Source organism: Mesorhizobium sp. C089B (assembly GCF_030323125.1).
Lineage (GTDB): Bacteria > Pseudomonadota > Alphaproteobacteria > Rhizobiales > Rhizobiaceae > Mesorhizobium.
The window spans coordinates 339,166-353,387 of record NZ_CP100469.1 but is presented as its reverse complement, the minus strand read 5'-3'; the positions used below and the strand labels follow the sequence as shown (position 1 = coordinate 353,387).

Here is a 14,222-nt window from a genome sequence, read left to right as displayed (position 1 = left end):
AAAATTGGCGATCCCGACAGGATTCGAACCTGTGACCATCGGCTTAGAAGGCCGGTGCTCTATCCAGCTGAGCTACGGGACCGCTGGCCGGCATTTGATATCTTGGCCGGCTGGTGTCTATGTGCCAGGCGCTGACCGGCGGTCAATGCGTCCAGGGTATCCTGCGGTCATAGCGGAAATTTTCCGCATAGGAAATCTGCCGGCGCTTGGTCTCTTTCGGCTCCTCGACACGGAAGGCCAGCCCCTGCTTTTCGGCATAGGCCACCGCCTCTTCCCTGGTGTCGAAGGTCAGCCTGATCTGGCTCAGCATGTCGCCCGATGTGGTGTAGCCCATCAGCGGGTCGATCTTCTTGCGTTGCGCGGGATCGAATTCCAGCACCCAATGGCCGGTCTTGGCCTTTCCGGACTGCATCGCGGTTTTGGCTGGGCTGAAAATTCGCGCGGACATGGGCACCTCGTAGCTGCGTTGGCGGTAGCGCCGCCTTATTTCAGTCAATACTGTGCAACACTGCCGACGGCAAGGCCGAAGCGGCCTGCAACCAGGTCGCTTCGGCAGCGGCATAGGCTGGATACACTGGCCTAGCATCAAAAGTCATGGTCATGATGGCGACACAAAGAGGCATGGACGCAGGGATTTTGCACGCCGAGGCCGGCAGCCAAGCGATTTTCGACGGCGCGATCGTGATCGGCGCCGGGGCAGCCGGCTTGACCGCAGCCCATGCGCTGCTCAAGACCGGCGTGCCTGTGATGGTGTTGGAAAAGGAAGCCCGGCTGGCCGAGCCATGGCACGGGCGGCACGAGCGACTGCATCTCAACACGCACCGCGACCTTTCGGCGCTGCCGGGCGTTTCCTTTCCCGCCGGCACCCCTGCCTTTCCGCACCGAAACACCATCATCGGCCATCTGAACGAATTCCGCGCCATGCACCGGCTGCCGGTCGAGTTCGGCATCGCGGTCGAGGAGATAGGCTTCGAGGGCGACCACTGGCTTGTGCGGACCAGTGCCGGGCCGCGGCTGGCGCGCCATGTCGTCATCGCCACCGGGCGCGACCGGCAGCCCTTCGTTCCGGCCTGGAAAGGCATGAAGGCCTTTGCCGGACGCATCATCCATTCGGCCGCATTCGGCGACGCCAAGGCCTATGCGGGCAAGAAAGTGCTGGTCGTCGGCGCCGGCAATTCCGGCTTCGACGTTCTCAATCACTTGGCGGCAGCCGGCACGGGACAGATCTGGCTGTCGGCGCGCAACGGTCCGGCACTGCTACCCAAGCGCCTCGGCCAGATCGCCGTCCACCGATTTTCGCCAATCCTGGCGCGGCTGCCGTTCAAGCTCGCCGATGCGGTGATGGCGGCGACGCAGCGATGGGCCTTCGGCGACCTCACGGCCTACGGCCTGCCGCCGACGCCTTCGGGCGGCGCAAGCCGGCTGGCGTCGGATTATACCGCCATCGCCACCGATGACGGCGCCGTCGATGCCATCAAGGACGGCAGGATCATCGTGCTGCAAACCGTGCGGGAATTTACCGGCGACACGGTCGTTTTCGACGATGGCGCGACGATCCAGCCCGATATCGTCATCGCCGCGACCGGCTACCGCACCGGGCTCGAGGCCATGCTGGGCAAGCTCGGCGTGCTCGACCAAAAGGGCGTGCCGCTGTTCAACGGCGCCGACAGCGACCCGAAACTGCCGGGCCTATGGTTCACCGGCATGCGGCCAAGCATCCGCGGCTGCTTCGCCAATGCTCGCATCCAGGCCAAGGCGATCGCAGCCAGGATTGCGCGGGAGCGCAGACCGCCAAGCCCCGTTTGATGTTTTAGGGGTTGCGCGACAGGGTCCGGAACCGTATACGCCGCAGGGCCTCGGAGTGTAGCGCAGCCTGGTAGCGCATCTGGTTTGGGACCAGAGGGTCGGGAGTTCGAATCTCTCCACTCCGACCATTTTTTCCCACAAAGCCAGTCCTTGCCCAAGGTCACTCCCAAGGTCGCCAATGGCTGCCTCGCCGGTAGCGCATGGCGGCACGCATTGCCCAAGCAGCAGCCGCTCGCCGATCGGACCCTACATTGGAACACCAGTTCGCTCCGAGAGTTGTGTATGTTCAACCCAAGGAGCAAACAATGAAAACCCTTCTCATCGCCTCGATGATCGCGTTCGCCGGAACGGCGGCTTTGATCGCACCGGCGCAAGCCGCCAGTCTGACTATCCAGTCCGATGACGACGATCAATATTCGTCCGACGATGGCGATATACAGGTTCTTCGCCATCACCAGCGCCACAAAGACTATGGCGACGGCTACAGCGACAACCAGGATGGCCAATGGAGGCGCCACCACCGCCATCACCGCTGCCATATCGAACTGGTCAGGCACTGGCGCCATCACCACAGGGTCGTCGAAGAGGTCAGGGTCTGCGGCTGATCCGATCGCTTTGGACCTGCTCCGGCCGGGTTGGCGGCCGGAGCACCAATCTGACCTAAAGCGCGTCGCATTTGAACGGACTCACGGACGCGCTTGAGGTCTTGTTTGATGCATGTGGTTCTCTCAAAACCGGGGCCACTTGAGCGACATGCATCAGGCGCCCGTGTCATCGAACAGCATCCCTTCGGCGGGTTTGGCTGAAAATCGACGCAGGGATAATCCCCTCGCTTCCACCTCTATCGCCGGTCTAAAAGCGCGTCGCGCTGAAACGTATCCAGGCGACGCGCTTTGATTTTTGTTTTGATGCATGTCGTTCTCTCAAAACCGGGACCACTTTTGAGCGACATGCATTAGACTCCGGGCAAGGGGAGATTCTGGATGCTTGGTCTCGAGGCATGGCTTTCGCTGATTGGCCCTGCCTACTTCGCTTACATCGGCATCACGGTTCCGTTCGTCGTCGTCTGGGCCATTATCTGTGCGGCCCTGTGGATCTGGAACAACCGGCCGAGCAAGAGGCAAGGCCCTCCCCGCTCGTGGCCCGCCAGCGTGCTGTTCTTTGTCGTCGTTGCCGCGTGCTACGTGGCAGCGCATACGGTGGTCTATCTGCTGGTCCGGTATCTGGCGGCGTTGTGGCTATAGGGCACCCTCCCGGACACTCCGGTGACTGCTCCACGAAGGTAAGCTCGCCGGGCGAGAACCCCAATCATCACTCCCGGCGAGCCTACAACCCGATCAGGAACGCGACCAGGACCGGGGTCAGCCGGCAAGTTCCCAGGTGCAAGACGGATGCCAAATAATGTTTCCCGAAATGGGACAGCGGCCCTCATGCGGCGGTGGGCACGGAGAGATCGAGTGTATTCATTCGAACACGCTGTCGTCGCTGAAGAGGAAATCCTGCCGAAACGCATGTTCGCAGCTCGCGCTCTGGTCGGGCTGCCGTACCTGGTTACGGCTGCCAAGGATCGATGACAGGCACGCCGGCCGCATGGAATGGCGCCGTGTCACGCGAGGCGACATGAAAGCCGTTTGCGGAGGCGATTGCCGCGATGTAGCCGTCGGGCACAGGAAACCCCTTGCCGGCTGCCCTCGCCTTCACTGCAAGTCGGGCATAGTGCCGGGCCGCCTCGGTATCGAAAGGCAGGATGCGGCGCTCAAACACGGCGCACACACCGGCGAAGGTTTCAGCGAGCGCAGCCTTGCGACGACCCGCCGGCATGGCCTCGATGCCGAACAGCACTTCGGCGAGCGTCACACTGGAGAGGTAAAGCGTTTCCTCGGCCTGGTCATCAAGCCAGGCCAACACAGCTTGATTCGGTTCGGGCTTCATGGCCTCCGAAACGACATTGGTATCGAGGAGGATCATTCGAACCCCAGCGGTTCGGCCGGCGCCTTGTCGCGAGCCTGCTCCAGGACCTCCACGTCTTCATTGGTCAGCCCGGCGCGTCGGGCAATGTCTGCCAGAACGGAGCCGAGTTTCACACGGCCGTCCGGCCGCACCGCGTTTTCTAGAATGTCGCGTATCTCGGCCTCGGTGCTGCGACCGTGCAAGGCCGCCCGTACACGCAGAGCTCGGTGGGTCGCTTCCGGAAGATTTCGGACGGTCACTGCAGGCATTGATATCGCTCCGATGTCATTGATTGAAATATCATATTGTTTCAGGTGATGTCACCATGCATGTTTTGAAAACGTCGCACGGGCGGGATCGACAATCGCCGTCCAGGGAATTGCAGCAGGATCTAAACCTCGAACTCGCCCTGCCCTTCGTCCATTGCGCTGACGGTTTCGGCGGCGAGCGCCCTGGTGATCGGCGTCTTGCGCTCGAGCGCGGTGCGGTCGAGGCGCTCGACCACGCGCATGGCGGTGGCCAGCGAGCGCTCGATGCGGCGCACCAGATATTGCACGACATGCGGCTCGACCTCGACCTGGCGGTCGGCGAAGAGTTTGGTGATGACACCGGCCAGAAGCAAATCGTCCGGCTCATGGATCTCGACGGTTGCCGCCGCCTTCAGCCGCGAGGCAAGATCGGGCAACCTCACCCTCCAGGCGGCGGGGAAGCGCCGCGCCGTCAACAGCAAGGTGGCCCCGGCGCCGCGCACTTCATTGATGAGATGGAACAGGCCCGCCTCGTCGATGGCTGTCTTGTCGACATCGTCGATCAGCGCGGGCCTGCCGCCAAGCCCGGTGATGGCATTGCCGATGCGCTGGGCATCGACCGCCACAGCGTTGGCCCGCGCCTGCCAGATCGAGCCCAGATGTGTCTTGCCGGAACCGGCCGGGCCAGCGAGCACGATCACCGGCGACGGCCAGTCCGGCCAGCGATCGACAAGGGCTGCCGCCTCGCGGTTGGTGGCCGACACCACCAGTTCGTCGCGCGAGTAGCCGGTGCCGTGGCCAAGGTCGAGCGGCAGTTGGCGCGGCGGTTCGGTCTTATGATCCGTCACGTTCAGCCGCGCGGCGACCGGTGGCTGCCGCCGCGAGCGGCGGGCAGCGGCGGGACGGGCTCGGTGGAGTGTCCCTTGTAGAGCGGCGATTCGAGATAGCGGGCAATGGCAAACCGCACCAGCACGGCAACCGCCGCCGAAGCAGGAACGGCGATCAAAAGGCCGACGAAGCCGAACAGGGCGCCGAAAGCGAACAGCGCAAACATCAGCCAGACCGGGTGCAGGCCGACGCTTTTTCCGACCAATCTGGGCTGCAGGATGTTGCCTTCGATGAACTGGCCGATGAAGAACACCACGGCGACAGCAACGATCATGGTCCAGTCCGGCCAGAACTGGACGAAGGCGACGCCGACGGCCAGGACCAGTCCGGTCAGCGAGCCGACATAAGGGATGAACGAGATCAGCCCGGCGAAGAGGCCGATGAGGATGGCGAAATTCAGCCCGGTCAGCGTCAGGCCGGTGGCATACATGCCGCCGAGCACCAGGCACAGCGTGCCCTGGCCGCGCACGAAGCCGGCGGTCGCGGTGTTGATGTCCCTGGAGATCGCCCTGACCGTCCCGACATAATCGCGCGGCACCCAGCTGTCGACGACCGCCACCATGCGATCCCAGTCGAGCAGCATGTAGAAAGCGACAACCGGAGTGACCACGAACAGGCTGACCACCGACACCAGAGCAACGCCGGAACTCCAGATCGAGGTGAAGACGGTGCTCAGCAAGCCGAAACCGGAAGTGAGCAGCGAATTCAGCCCGTCGCGCAGGCCATTGGCATTGACGCCGAATTTCTGCTCCAGCCATTTCGGATCGAAGCTGGTGATCAGCGACTGCAGCCGGGTCAGATATTCCGGCAGCTTGCTGGCGAAATCGGCCATCTGCGTGGCCAGTACCGGAACCAGGATGACGAAGGCCAGCACCAAAAGAACGATGAAGGCAATCAGGATGACCACCGTCGCCATCAGCCGGGAGAGGCCGAGGCGTTGCAGCCGGTCGGCGACCGGGTCGAGAAAATAGGCCAGCACCATGCCGGCAACGAACGGCAACAGGATGCTGGAAAAAATGTAGAGGAACAGCGCCAGGAAGATTGCCGTGCCCAGCCAGAAGAAAATCTGGCGGCGAAACGCCAGGGACGCAGCCGCGTCTGCTAACGCGGCAGTCACGGCATTCTTGTCAACTACCCGGGGTGGAGCCTTCGCCATAGCCGCTCATATGCCTCAGCCAAGCCACGAGATAGGCCGCGGCCGAAGCCACGGTCAAGACCCCGGACAGCAATATGAGCGCAGGCCTGAGCGGGTCGAGGTGGAGGCCAAGGGCAAGTTCGCCCAGCACCACGGCGCCAGCACGATCTGGGCGGCGGTGTTGGCCTTCGACACATAGAGCGGCTTCATCTCGACCGGATGCGCCATGACCGTGGACAAAAGCACGGCGCAGATGATCAGCGCATCGCGTGACACCATGGTCACCACCAGCCACAGCGGCAATTGCCCGATGGAGCCCATGACCACGAACACCGAGACCAGAAGCACCTTGTCGGCCATCGGATCGAGATAGGCGCCGAGTTCGAATGCTGGTTGAAGCGGCGGGCGATGAAGCCGTCGGGCCATCGGAATTCCGGCAACGAGAAATCCGGCAAAGGCCCAGTCCCAGCGCATGTTCAGCATTGCCAGCACCAGCACGAAGCGCAGGATGGTGATGAGGTTGGGAATGGTCAAAGGCATGTCCCGCCATGCTTGTTCTGCAGATCGATGATGGAGATGGATTGTGGCTGCAAGGACCAGCGGTGAAGGGGCGACTGTCCACGTATTTATCTTGGGCAAAAGCCCGGTATCCTGTCGTCATCCTTGCCCCCCGAAACCATTCATGCGAAGAGCCGCCGAGGGAAACAGGGATGCGCCGACGATGAGCAAGGGCGACCGGGCCAAGCGCAAGAACGGGCTCACCTATGCCGAGGCGGGCGTCGACATCGATGCCGGCAACCTCATGGTCGAGAAGATCAAGCCGCTGGTGCGCGCGACGCGCCGGCCGGGCGCCGATGGCGAGATCGGCGGTTTTGGCGGCCTGTTCGACCTCAAGGCGGCGGGTTTCACGGATCCGGTGCTGGTTGCCGCCAATGACGGCGTCGGCACCAAGCTGAAGATCGCCATCGATGCCGGCAAGCACGACACGATCGGCATCGACCTCGTCGCCATGTGCGTCAACGACATCGTCGTGCAGGGCGCCGAGCCACTGTTCTTCCTCGACTATCTCGCCACCGGCAAGCTCGACCCCGACCAGGGGACGGCAATCGTCGGCGGCATAGCAATCGGCTGCCGACAGGCCGGCTGCGCGCTGATCGGCGGCGAGACCGCCGAAATGCCCGGCATGTATAACGACAAGGATTACGACCTTGCCGGTTTCGCCGTCGGTGCTGCCGAACGCGGCCAGTTGCTGCCGACCGACGATATCGTCGAAGGCGACGTGCTGCTTGGCCTGGCTTCCTCGGGCCTGCATTCCAATGGCTTTTCGCTGGTGCGCCGCATCGTTGGCGTCAGCGGGCTTGCCTGGAGCGATCCGGCGCCGTTCAACGATGAGGCGACGCTGGCCGAAGCGCTGCTCGAGCCGACCCGCATCTATGTGAAGTCGATCTTGAAGGCGATCCGCAACACGCATGGCATCAAGGCGCTGGCCCATATCACCGGCGGCGGCTTTCCCGAAAACATTCCGCGCGTCCTGCCGAAGGACTTTTCCGCAGAACTCGATCTCAATGCCATCGATGTGCCGCCCGTGTTTTCCTGGCTGGCGAAGACTGGCGGCGTGGCGCCGGAGGAGATGATGCGCACCTTCAACTGCGGCATCGGCATGATCCTCGTCGTCGCCTCCGGCCAGGCGGCACAGGTCGCAGCCGTGCTGCAGGAGGCCGGCGAGACTGTGACGCCGATCGGCCGCATCGTTCCGCGGCGCGACGCCGGCGTCATCTATCGGGGCTCGATCGGCCTATGAGCAGGAAACGCACGGTTGTTCTGATCTCGGGACGCGGCTCGAACATGACGGCGCTGATCGCGGCGGCGAGCGACCCGGCCTATCCGGCCGAGATCGTTGGCGTCATTTCCGACCGGGCCAACGCCGCCGGCCTCGGCATCGCGGCCGCGCGCGGTATCCCGACCAAGGTCATCGTGCGCGCCGACCATGCCAGCAAGGAAGCCCATGATGCGGCGATCGACGCCGCGCTGATTGCATTCAACGCCGAGATCGTGGCGCTGGCCGGCTATCTGCGCATCCTGTCCCGCGGCCTGGTCGAGAAGTGGCAGGGGCGCATGATCAACATCCACCCTGCCCTGCTGCCGGCCTTCAAGGGCCTGGATACCCATGCACGCGCATTGCGCGCCGGCATGCGTATCCATGGCTGCACGGTGCATTTCGTTACGCCTGAGATGGATGACGGCCCGATCATCGCGCAAGCCGCGGTGCCGGTGATGGTCGGCGACAATGAAGACACACTGGCCGCCCGCGTTCTGAAAGCCGAGCACCGGCTCTACGCGCTGGCGCTCGGCCTCGTCGCCGACGGCAAGGCGCGCATGGAAGGCGGCCGCACTGTGCTGGCGCATTTCGCTGACGATGCCGAAAACGGAACTTCGGTGGTGATGGCCCCCGACCCGCTGCGCGAAGAGCGCGATCTCGAACATCTGGCGCGGATCACGCCGTAGGCGCTTCAGGACCTGAAAGCCCTTGGATATTTTTGACAGCGCGATCCGGAGAAAAGGCGATCTCGCCGGCGTCTTTGAACATGACGACACTGAAGGGCCAGCAAACGCCACGGCTTATTTTTACCTATACGAAGCGCATGACGAGGTAGTTGGCGGATCATCGGTGCAATTCATATTCGATCGGGTGCCTGGGCGATCACCGAAGCGGATATTGCCGTCCAATGGGACAATGATGAGAGGCGCGTCGGCCTTTTCGTCTTCGGCACTTTGTCGGCAGCCTTTGATGCCGCTACTGGCGCTAAATACGGTGGCGGATACGGCATGGACTTCCAGCGCGAAATTCCCTGGTCCTGAGATCTAACAGATGAAACAGCTGCTTCTTCTTCGCCACGCCAAGTCGAGCTGGGACGACCCGGCGCTTGCTGATTTCGACCGGCCGCTCGGGCCGCGCGGGCTGAAGACGGCGCCGCTGATGGGGCGCGAACTGGCCCGGCGCAGTTGGCTGCCTGACCTGGCGCTGGTGTCGCCGGCGCTGCGCACGCGCGAGACATGGCGGCTGGTCTCGGCGGAACTTTCGGCGAGCGTAACGGTGGAGTTCGCCGAGGCGCTTTTCGAAGCCACGGCTGGCGACATTCTGGCCGAGGTGCAGCAGGCAGTCGCATCGGCTAGCTGTCTCCTGGTGCTCGGCCATAATCCCGGCCTGGAGGACTTTGCCCGCCGGCTCGCCGGTCCGCGATCGGGTGTGGCTGCTCTAAGGAAACTTGAAGAGAAACTCCCGACCGGCGCCCTTGCCCGCTTTGTCATCGACGGCGATTGGGCGGATCTCGGCTTCGGCGCGGCCCGGTTGACGCATTGCATCAAGCCGAAGGATATAAGCTAGACCAAGCTGCCTAACGGGCTAGCCGCAGGTGACAGCCGCAAACCGTGTTTTGAAAAGACCACGCAATCAAGGACATAAGACCAACTGCTGGCGGATTGATTCAAGATCTTTGCGGCCCAGAGTCAATTGCATAAAACCAAGAGCGGTGGGCCAAGCCCCCCGCTCTTTGTGGTCGTCGATTTCTCAGAAAATCAACGACCCCAGATGCCCTGGCCGGATTGCGGCTGGTTCGAGTCGCCCTTGATCGTGAAATCGCCGAGGCTGGCCGGCTTGCGGATTGAGGCGGTATAACTGTGATCGATGTTGCCGGCGGGCGCTGTCACAGCAGGCTGGTTGACGCCGTCGGAGCCGTAGTGGTCGCTGCCTGCGAAAGCGGTGCCGGTGGCAAGGAGGATGGCAGCAGCGGTAAGTGCGATCTTGGTCATTTCAGGTAATCCAGATTTTTCAGTTCTGTCCGTCAAGTGGCGTGCCTTGGGAGGAATTCGCGTCGCTCGGACCACCCCGAAATGGGTGTGCGTTGCTGCCATTGCCAATCACAAAAATGTGCGAACCGAACCGTTCGGTTCGGTCTTGGAAGGCGCCGAATGGCGTAGTTGTTGCTATATTCTATTCTCCAGGCGGCTCCGACCTCGCAACGCCCCTCGTTGCGTTACCCTTTGCATCTCAAAGGTCGTGAAACCTAGTACGTCGCGCATGTCGTATTCGCCGGGCGGCCGGACGGCGACCCAACGTGCTGCCGCAATGGCGCCGCGCGCGAACATCGAGCGGTCGCCGGCCGAATGGGAAAGCGTGAGCGTCTCGCCCTCGGCCAGCAAGCTCACGCTGTGCTCGCCGACGATGCTGCCGCCGCGCAGCACGGCAAAGCCGATCTCGCCGGCAGGGCGTGGACCTGTAACGCCGTCGCGGAAGCGTTTCGCCACATCGTCCAGCCTGACGCCACGTCCGCGAGCGGCCGCCTCGCCCAGCATCAGCGCCGTGCCCGACGGTGCGTCGACCTTCATGCGGTGATGCGCTTCCAGGATCTCGATGTCGGCGGCGGGACCAAGTGCTCGCGCCGCCTGTTCGACCAGCCCAGCCAGCATGTTGAGCCCCAGCGAGTAGCTGCCTGAGCGAACGATGGCGACGGACTTCGAAGCAGCAGCGATGGCGGCGAGATCGGCCGGCTCGAAGCCGGTCGAGCCGATGACCAGCGCCGGGCCGCCGCGGGCCGCGCAAGTCTTCGCCAATTCGATGGAGGCCGCAGGCGTGGTGAAATCGATGACGACGTCCGCAAGCGCCAGTGCTTCGTCGCGTTCGACCAGCCCTCGCCGGCGCTGCCCGGCCTGTGAAAGCGGGCGACGAGCGCCAGCCTGGGATCGGTCTCGACGGCCAGCGCCATCTCCCTGCCCATGCGGCCGAGCGCACCGGCTATGGCTATCTTCAACAGATGCGGCATGGCGGCTTTCACTGGAAATGCGAGTCACAACAATGATCTACCATGCCGCCCTGCCAGATTGATTCAGCCGGCGCCATGCGTCTTGAGCATCATGCCGGCGATCTCCTTGACCAGCTTGGCGGCAACCAGCGCGGTGAGATTGGAGACATCCTGGCTTGCATTGTATTCGACGACATCGGCGCCGACGATGGGCTGGTCGATCCGCTGGATCAGGTTGATCACTTGCCGGGTTGTAAGACCACCGGGTTCGCGGTGCGACACGCCGGGCGCACAAGCCGGGTCGAGGCCGTCGAGATCGACCGAGAGATAGACCGGCGTCTTGAGATCGAGCTGCAGACCCTCGCTGAAATGCCGCGCCTCGATCATTTCGACGCCGAAGCGCTTGAGCTGGTCACGAAGCTCATCATTGAGGGTGCGCAGGCCGATCTGGATCAGCCGGTCAGCCAGCCCCTCCTCCAGGATGCGCGCGAAGGACGAGGTGTGGGACCGCCTGTTGCCCTGATAGGCATCGTAGATGTCGGGATGGGCGTCGATCTGGACGATCGTTAGCCTGGCATGGCGGCGGCGCACGGCACGCAGCACCGGCCAGGCGATGGCATGATCGCCGCCGAGGCTGATCAACGGGTGGCCGGCATCCAGCGCGCGGCCGACCTCGGCCTCGATTCGTTCCCACGGACCGCCGGCGCCTGAAAAGTCGATGTCGCCGTGGTCGACGAAACTGTCCGCCACATCGAAGCCGGTTTCGCTCCACGAGCTGTGCGCGTCGCTTTTGAGTTCCCGCCGGATCAGGGCCGGCGCTGCGGCCGCGCCCTTGAGATAGGACGAGTTCTCGTCATGCGGTATTCCCAGAAGCGAAACCCTGGCCATCGGCGTGCGATCTCCGGCAACAGGCCATCTCCCTAAACCCGGCAGCTGGCTGGCGATAGCAGTGCCGCTTGGGCCAGTTGCGAAGGCGATCAGGCGTCACTTCACGATCGCGCCGCCCAGCCTTTGCCTGACGATCGCGGCGTGGAAATTCGTGCCGTGCAACAGCCCGTCATCGTTGAAGTCGTAGCTGGAATTGTGCAGCGGCGGCGAGGTCTCGCCATTGCCGAGAAAGACGAAGCAGCCCGGTACGTGATCGAGGAAGCGGGCGAAATCCTCCGAGGCGGTCATCGGCTCCGCCGCGATGCTGGCGGCGCCATAGGCCAGCACGCGCCTTGCGGCGACAAAGGCCGCGTCCACCAGGTCGGCATCGTTCTGCAGCGGCACGAATTCCCTGCTATAGGTCACGTCGGCGGTGACATTGTAGGCAGCGGCGGTGCCTGCCGCGATGACCCGCATCTGGCGCTCGATCTCGGCGCTGACCTCGGGACGAAAACTGCGGGCGTCACCGAGGATGCAGGCGAGGCCGGGCAATGCGTTGCGGGTGCCGTCGGTGATCAGCTCGGTCACCGAAACCACCGAAATGTCGGCGGGACTCAGCCGGCGCGAGACGATGGTCTGCAGATTGGTGACCAGCGCGCAGGCGGCGACCAAGGTCTCGTTCCCGGAATGTGGCCGCGCCGCATGGCCGCCGATGCCCTTGAGCACGATCTCGAAATTGTCCTCCGCCGACATGAACGGGCCGGCACGGGTCTCGAAATGCCCGACGGGCAGGCCAGGCATGTTGTGCAGGCCAAAAATCTCGTCGAAGGGAAAGCGCTGCAGCAGCCCGTCGTCCAGCATCGCCAGCGCGCCCCTGCCCCATTCCTCGGCGGGCTGGAAGATGAAGCGCACGGTGCCGTCGAAACCGCCCTCGGCGGCCAGCAGCTTTGCCGCGCCGAGCAGCATGGTGGTGTGGCCGTCATGGCCGCAGGCATGCATGATGCCGGGGTTCTGCGAGCGATGGGCGGTCGCGGACTGCTCGGTGATGCGCAGCGCATCCATGTCGGCCCTGAGCGCAATCGCCCGGTTGCCGCTGCCGCGCTTCAATGTGCCAACGACGCCGGTGCCGCCGACCCCCTCTGCAACATCGTCCAGCCCGAATTCGCGCAGCTTCGCGGCGACAAAGGCAGCGGTGCGCTTTTCCTCAAAGCCGAACTCGGGGTGCGCGTGCAAATCGCGCCGCCAGCCGGTCATTTCCTGCTTCAGCACATCACGATCGAGCTCAGCCATTTTCTCCCCGACCTATTTTGCAAGCTCACTGGCGACATCAAGCAGGATGTTGGCGCCGGCGACAAGCTCGGCATCTTCAGTGTGTTCGCGCGGATTGTGGCTGATGCCACCGGCGCTCGGCACGAAGATCATTGCCGCCGGCGCGAGGCGGGCCATCATCTGCGCGTCATGGCCGGCGCCCGATGTCATGCGCCTGACGCCGAGACCGCGGTTCTTCGCGGCCGCCTCGATCAGTTCGACGATGCCGATGTCGAATAGCACCGGTTCGAAGCGGGCGAGCCGCTCGACCGAGATCGATACGTTCTCCAAAACCTCAAGCTCCTCGAGATAGGCAGCAAGGGCCGCCTCATGCGCCTGCAAGCGCTGTTCGTCGGGATCGCGCAGGTCGATGGTGAAGACGGCGCGCGCGGGAATGACGTTGATGGCGTTGGGTTCGAAGCGCATCGTGCCGACCGTGGCCACGGTTGGCCCATTTGAAGCCCTGGCCCGATCGTGCAGGAAGGTGATGATGCGGGCGGCGGCGTAGCCGGCGTCGCTGCGCATCGACATCGGCGTGGTGCCGGCATGGTTGGCGGCGCCGTCGATGGTGATGCGCTGCCAGGAAATGCCTTGCAAATTCTCGACCGCGCCGATCGGCACGCCTTCACGCTCCAGCACCGGCCCCTGCTCGATATGAAGTTCGAGATAGGCATGCGGCTTGAGGAAGCCGGGTTCGCGGTCGCCGGCATAGCCGATGCGGGCGAGCTCCTGGCCGAGCACGCTGCCATCCGTGCCGATGGCGGCCAGCACGGCCTCGGCGCTGACGCCACCGGCATGGCATAGCGAGCCCATCATGTCAGGCGTGTAGCGCACGCCTTCCTCATTGGTGAAAGCGGCGACCGCGACCGGGCGCGACGGCGAAAAGCCCGAAGCCTGCAGCGTCTCGATCACCTCCAGCCCGGCCAGCACGCCGTAGCAGCTATCATAGATGCCGGCATCGATAACGGTGTCGATATGCGAACCGATGAGCAGCGGCGCCTGCCCGGCATTGTCGGAGCTTTGCCAGATGCCGAAGATATTACCGACCCGGTCGATGGCGACTTCCAGCCTGGCCTGCCTGAGCCAGCCGACAAAGAGGTCACGGCCCTGTTTGTCTGTGTCGGAGGCGGCGAGCCGGATCAGCCTATCCCCACTGTCGCGGCCAACGGCGCCGAGTTCCCGGATGCGGCCAAGCAGACGCTGTGCATCGATCCCGATCAT

Annotated in this window: 16 protein-coding genes, 2 tRNA genes and 1 pseudogene; 7 read left to right on the top strand and 12 right to left on the bottom strand. The window is 63.7% G+C overall.

Going from position 1 to position 14,222, the window contains the following annotated elements:
- Positions 1 to 5: 5 nt before the first annotated feature.
- Positions 6 to 82 (bottom strand) — tRNA-Arg (locus tag NLY44_RS01735).
- Between the two features lie 60 nt (positions 83 to 142).
- Positions 143 to 448 carry an ETC complex I subunit gene (locus tag NLY44_RS01730; RefSeq protein WP_023670294.1) on the bottom strand — a complete coding sequence of 102 codons (306 nt, stop codon included), beginning with the start codon at positions 446 to 448 and terminating at the stop codon, positions 143 to 145.
- 173 nt (positions 449 to 621) lie between these two features.
- Between NLY44_RS01730 and NLY44_RS01725 the strand changes: the two genes are divergently transcribed.
- The 4 genes from NLY44_RS01725 (at position 622) to NLY44_RS01710 (ending at position 3,050) form a co-directional block, all read left to right on the top strand.
- Entirely contained in the window at positions 622 to 1,806 is a 1,185-nt protein-coding gene (locus tag NLY44_RS01725) for a flavin-containing monooxygenase (protein ID WP_050588908.1), read from the top strand.
- 51 nt (positions 1,807 to 1,857) lie between these two features.
- Positions 1,858 to 1,934, top strand: a tRNA-Pro gene (locus NLY44_RS01720).
- Positions 1,935 to 2,111: 177 nt separating this feature from the next.
- On the top strand, positions 2,112 to 2,411 hold the full coding sequence (locus NLY44_RS01715; protein WP_023805634.1) for a hypothetical protein: 300 nt from the start codon (positions 2,112 to 2,114) through the stop codon (positions 2,409 to 2,411).
- A 378-nt stretch (positions 2,412 to 2,789) separates the two neighbouring features.
- Positions 2,790 to 3,050, top strand: a complete 261-nt coding sequence (locus NLY44_RS01710; RefSeq protein WP_023670291.1) for a hypothetical protein — start codon at positions 2,790 to 2,792, stop codon at positions 3,048 to 3,050.
- Between the two features lie 307 nt (positions 3,051 to 3,357).
- Here the strand turns inward: NLY44_RS01710 and NLY44_RS01705 are convergent, their stop codons facing one another.
- The 5 genes from NLY44_RS01705 to NLY44_RS01685 form a co-directional block, all read right to left on the bottom strand.
- Positions 3,358 to 3,774, bottom strand: coding sequence for a type II toxin-antitoxin system VapC family toxin (locus NLY44_RS01705; protein WP_023805635.1), 417 nt, complete (start codon positions 3,772 to 3,774; stop codon positions 3,358 to 3,360).
- Positions 3,771 to 4,025, bottom strand: a complete 255-nt coding sequence (locus NLY44_RS01700) for a FitA-like ribbon-helix-helix domain-containing protein (RefSeq protein WP_023670289.1) — start codon at positions 4,023 to 4,025, stop codon at positions 3,771 to 3,773. The genes NLY44_RS01705 and NLY44_RS01700 overlap by 4 nt, the downstream gene beginning before the upstream one ends.
- Positions 4,026 to 4,147: 122 nt before the next feature.
- The gene (gene hdaA / locus NLY44_RS01695) at positions 4,148 to 4,852 is read right to left on the bottom strand and encodes a DnaA regulatory inactivator HdaA (protein WP_023805636.1); all 705 of its coding nucleotides are present in this window, start codon (positions 4,850 to 4,852) and stop codon (positions 4,148 to 4,150) included.
- A gap of 2 nt (positions 4,853 to 4,854) precedes the next feature.
- On the bottom strand, positions 4,855 to 6,048 hold the full coding sequence (locus NLY44_RS01690; RefSeq protein WP_023805637.1) for an AI-2E family transporter: 1,194 nt from the start codon (positions 6,046 to 6,048) through the stop codon (positions 4,855 to 4,857).
- A gap of 54 nt (positions 6,049 to 6,102) precedes the next feature.
- On the bottom strand, positions 6,103 to 6,567 hold the full coding sequence (locus NLY44_RS01685) for a CDP-alcohol phosphatidyltransferase family protein (protein ID WP_348524355.1): 465 nt from the start codon (positions 6,565 to 6,567) through the stop codon (positions 6,103 to 6,105).
- Positions 6,568 to 6,748: 181 nt separating this feature from the next.
- Here NLY44_RS01685 and purM point away from each other — a divergent pair, with 181 nt between their 5' ends.
- The 3 genes from purM (at position 6,749) to NLY44_RS01670 (ending at position 9,412) form a co-directional block, all read left to right on the top strand.
- Positions 6,749 to 7,828, top strand: a complete 1,080-nt coding sequence (gene purM / locus NLY44_RS01680) for a phosphoribosylformylglycinamidine cyclo-ligase (RefSeq protein ID WP_023711892.1) — start codon at positions 6,749 to 6,751, stop codon at positions 7,826 to 7,828.
- Complete coding sequence (gene purN / locus NLY44_RS01675) at positions 7,825 to 8,532, top strand: phosphoribosylglycinamide formyltransferase (RefSeq protein ID WP_023684759.1); 708 nt, start codon at positions 7,825 to 7,827, stop codon at positions 8,530 to 8,532. Before purM ends, purN begins: the two co-directional genes overlap by 4 nt.
- Before the next feature lie 364 nt (positions 8,533 to 8,896).
- The gene (locus NLY44_RS01670; RefSeq protein WP_023805638.1) at positions 8,897 to 9,412 is read left to right on the top strand and encodes a SixA phosphatase family protein; all 516 of its coding nucleotides are present in this window, start codon (positions 8,897 to 8,899) and stop codon (positions 9,410 to 9,412) included.
- Positions 9,413 to 9,603: 191 nt separating this feature from the next.
- Here NLY44_RS01670 and NLY44_RS01665 read toward each other — a convergent pair whose 3' ends face one another.
- From NLY44_RS01665 to NLY44_RS01645, 5 genes and pseudogenes are all read right to left on the bottom strand, one after another.
- Positions 9,604 to 9,837, bottom strand: coding sequence for a DUF680 domain-containing protein (locus NLY44_RS01665; RefSeq protein ID WP_023701885.1), 234 nt, complete (start codon positions 9,835 to 9,837; stop codon positions 9,604 to 9,606).
- 249 nt (positions 9,838 to 10,086) lie between these two features.
- Positions 10,087 to 10,847: pseudogene (dapB, locus tag NLY44_RS01660) on the bottom strand (4-hydroxy-tetrahydrodipicolinate reductase); the annotation flags it as partial.
- Positions 10,848 to 10,910: 63 nt separating this feature from the next.
- Positions 10,911 to 11,714: an agmatinase gene (gene speB / locus NLY44_RS01655; protein ID WP_023805640.1), complete on the bottom strand. Its 804-nt coding sequence runs from the start codon at positions 11,712 to 11,714 to the stop codon at positions 10,911 to 10,913.
- A 96-nt stretch (positions 11,715 to 11,810) separates the two neighbouring features.
- Positions 11,811 to 12,983, bottom strand: coding sequence for an amidohydrolase (locus NLY44_RS01650; protein WP_023805641.1), 1,173 nt, complete (start codon positions 12,981 to 12,983; stop codon positions 11,811 to 11,813).
- Between the two features lie 12 nt (positions 12,984 to 12,995).
- On the bottom strand, positions 12,996 to 14,222 hold the full coding sequence (locus NLY44_RS01645; protein ID WP_031202000.1) for a Zn-dependent hydrolase: 1,227 nt from the start codon (positions 14,220 to 14,222) through the stop codon (positions 12,996 to 12,998).

Bases quoted from the DNA above. Each gene is read 5' to 3' on its own strand.
- NLY44_RS01730 (WP_023670294.1), bottom strand. From the start codon at position 448: ATGTCCGCGCGAATTTTCAGCCCAGCCAAAACCGCGATGCAGTCCGGA.
- NLY44_RS01725 (WP_050588908.1), top strand. From the start codon at position 622: ATGGACGCAGGGATTTTGCACGCCGAGGCCGGCAGCCAAGCGATTTTC.
- NLY44_RS01715 (WP_023805634.1), top strand. From the start codon at position 2,112: ATGAAAACCCTTCTCATCGCCTCGATGATCGCGTTCGCCGGAACGGCG.
- NLY44_RS01710 (WP_023670291.1), top strand. From the start codon at position 2,790: ATGCTTGGTCTCGAGGCATGGCTTTCGCTGATTGGCCCTGCCTACTTC.
- NLY44_RS01705 (WP_023805635.1), bottom strand. From the start codon at position 3,774: ATGATCCTCCTCGATACCAATGTCGTTTCGGAGGCCATGAAGCCCGAA.
- NLY44_RS01700 (WP_023670289.1), bottom strand. From the start codon at position 4,025: ATGCCTGCAGTGACCGTCCGAAATCTTCCGGAAGCGACCCACCGAGCT.
- NLY44_RS01690 (WP_023805637.1), bottom strand. From the start codon at position 6,048: ATGGCGAAGGCTCCACCCCGGGTAGTTGACAAGAATGCCGTGACTGCC.
- NLY44_RS01685 (WP_348524355.1), bottom strand. From the start codon at position 6,567: ATGCCTTTGACCATTCCCAACCTCATCACCATCCTGCGCTTCGTGCTG.
- purM (WP_023711892.1), top strand. From the start codon at position 6,749: ATGAGCAAGGGCGACCGGGCCAAGCGCAAGAACGGGCTCACCTATGCC.
- purN (WP_023684759.1), top strand. From the start codon at position 7,825: ATGAGCAGGAAACGCACGGTTGTTCTGATCTCGGGACGCGGCTCGAAC.
- NLY44_RS01670 (WP_023805638.1), top strand. From the start codon at position 8,897: ATGAAACAGCTGCTTCTTCTTCGCCACGCCAAGTCGAGCTGGGACGAC.
- NLY44_RS01665 (WP_023701885.1), bottom strand. From the start codon at position 9,837: ATGACCAAGATCGCACTTACCGCTGCTGCCATCCTCCTTGCCACCGGC.
- speB (WP_023805640.1), bottom strand. From the start codon at position 11,714: ATGGCCAGGGTTTCGCTTCTGGGAATACCGCATGACGAGAACTCGTCC.
- NLY44_RS01650 (WP_023805641.1), bottom strand. From the start codon at position 12,983: ATGGCTGAGCTCGATCGTGATGTGCTGAAGCAGGAAATGACCGGCTGG.
- NLY44_RS01645 (WP_031202000.1), bottom strand. From the start codon at position 14,222: ATGATCGGGATCGATGCACAGCGTCTGCTTGGCCGCATCCGGGAACTC.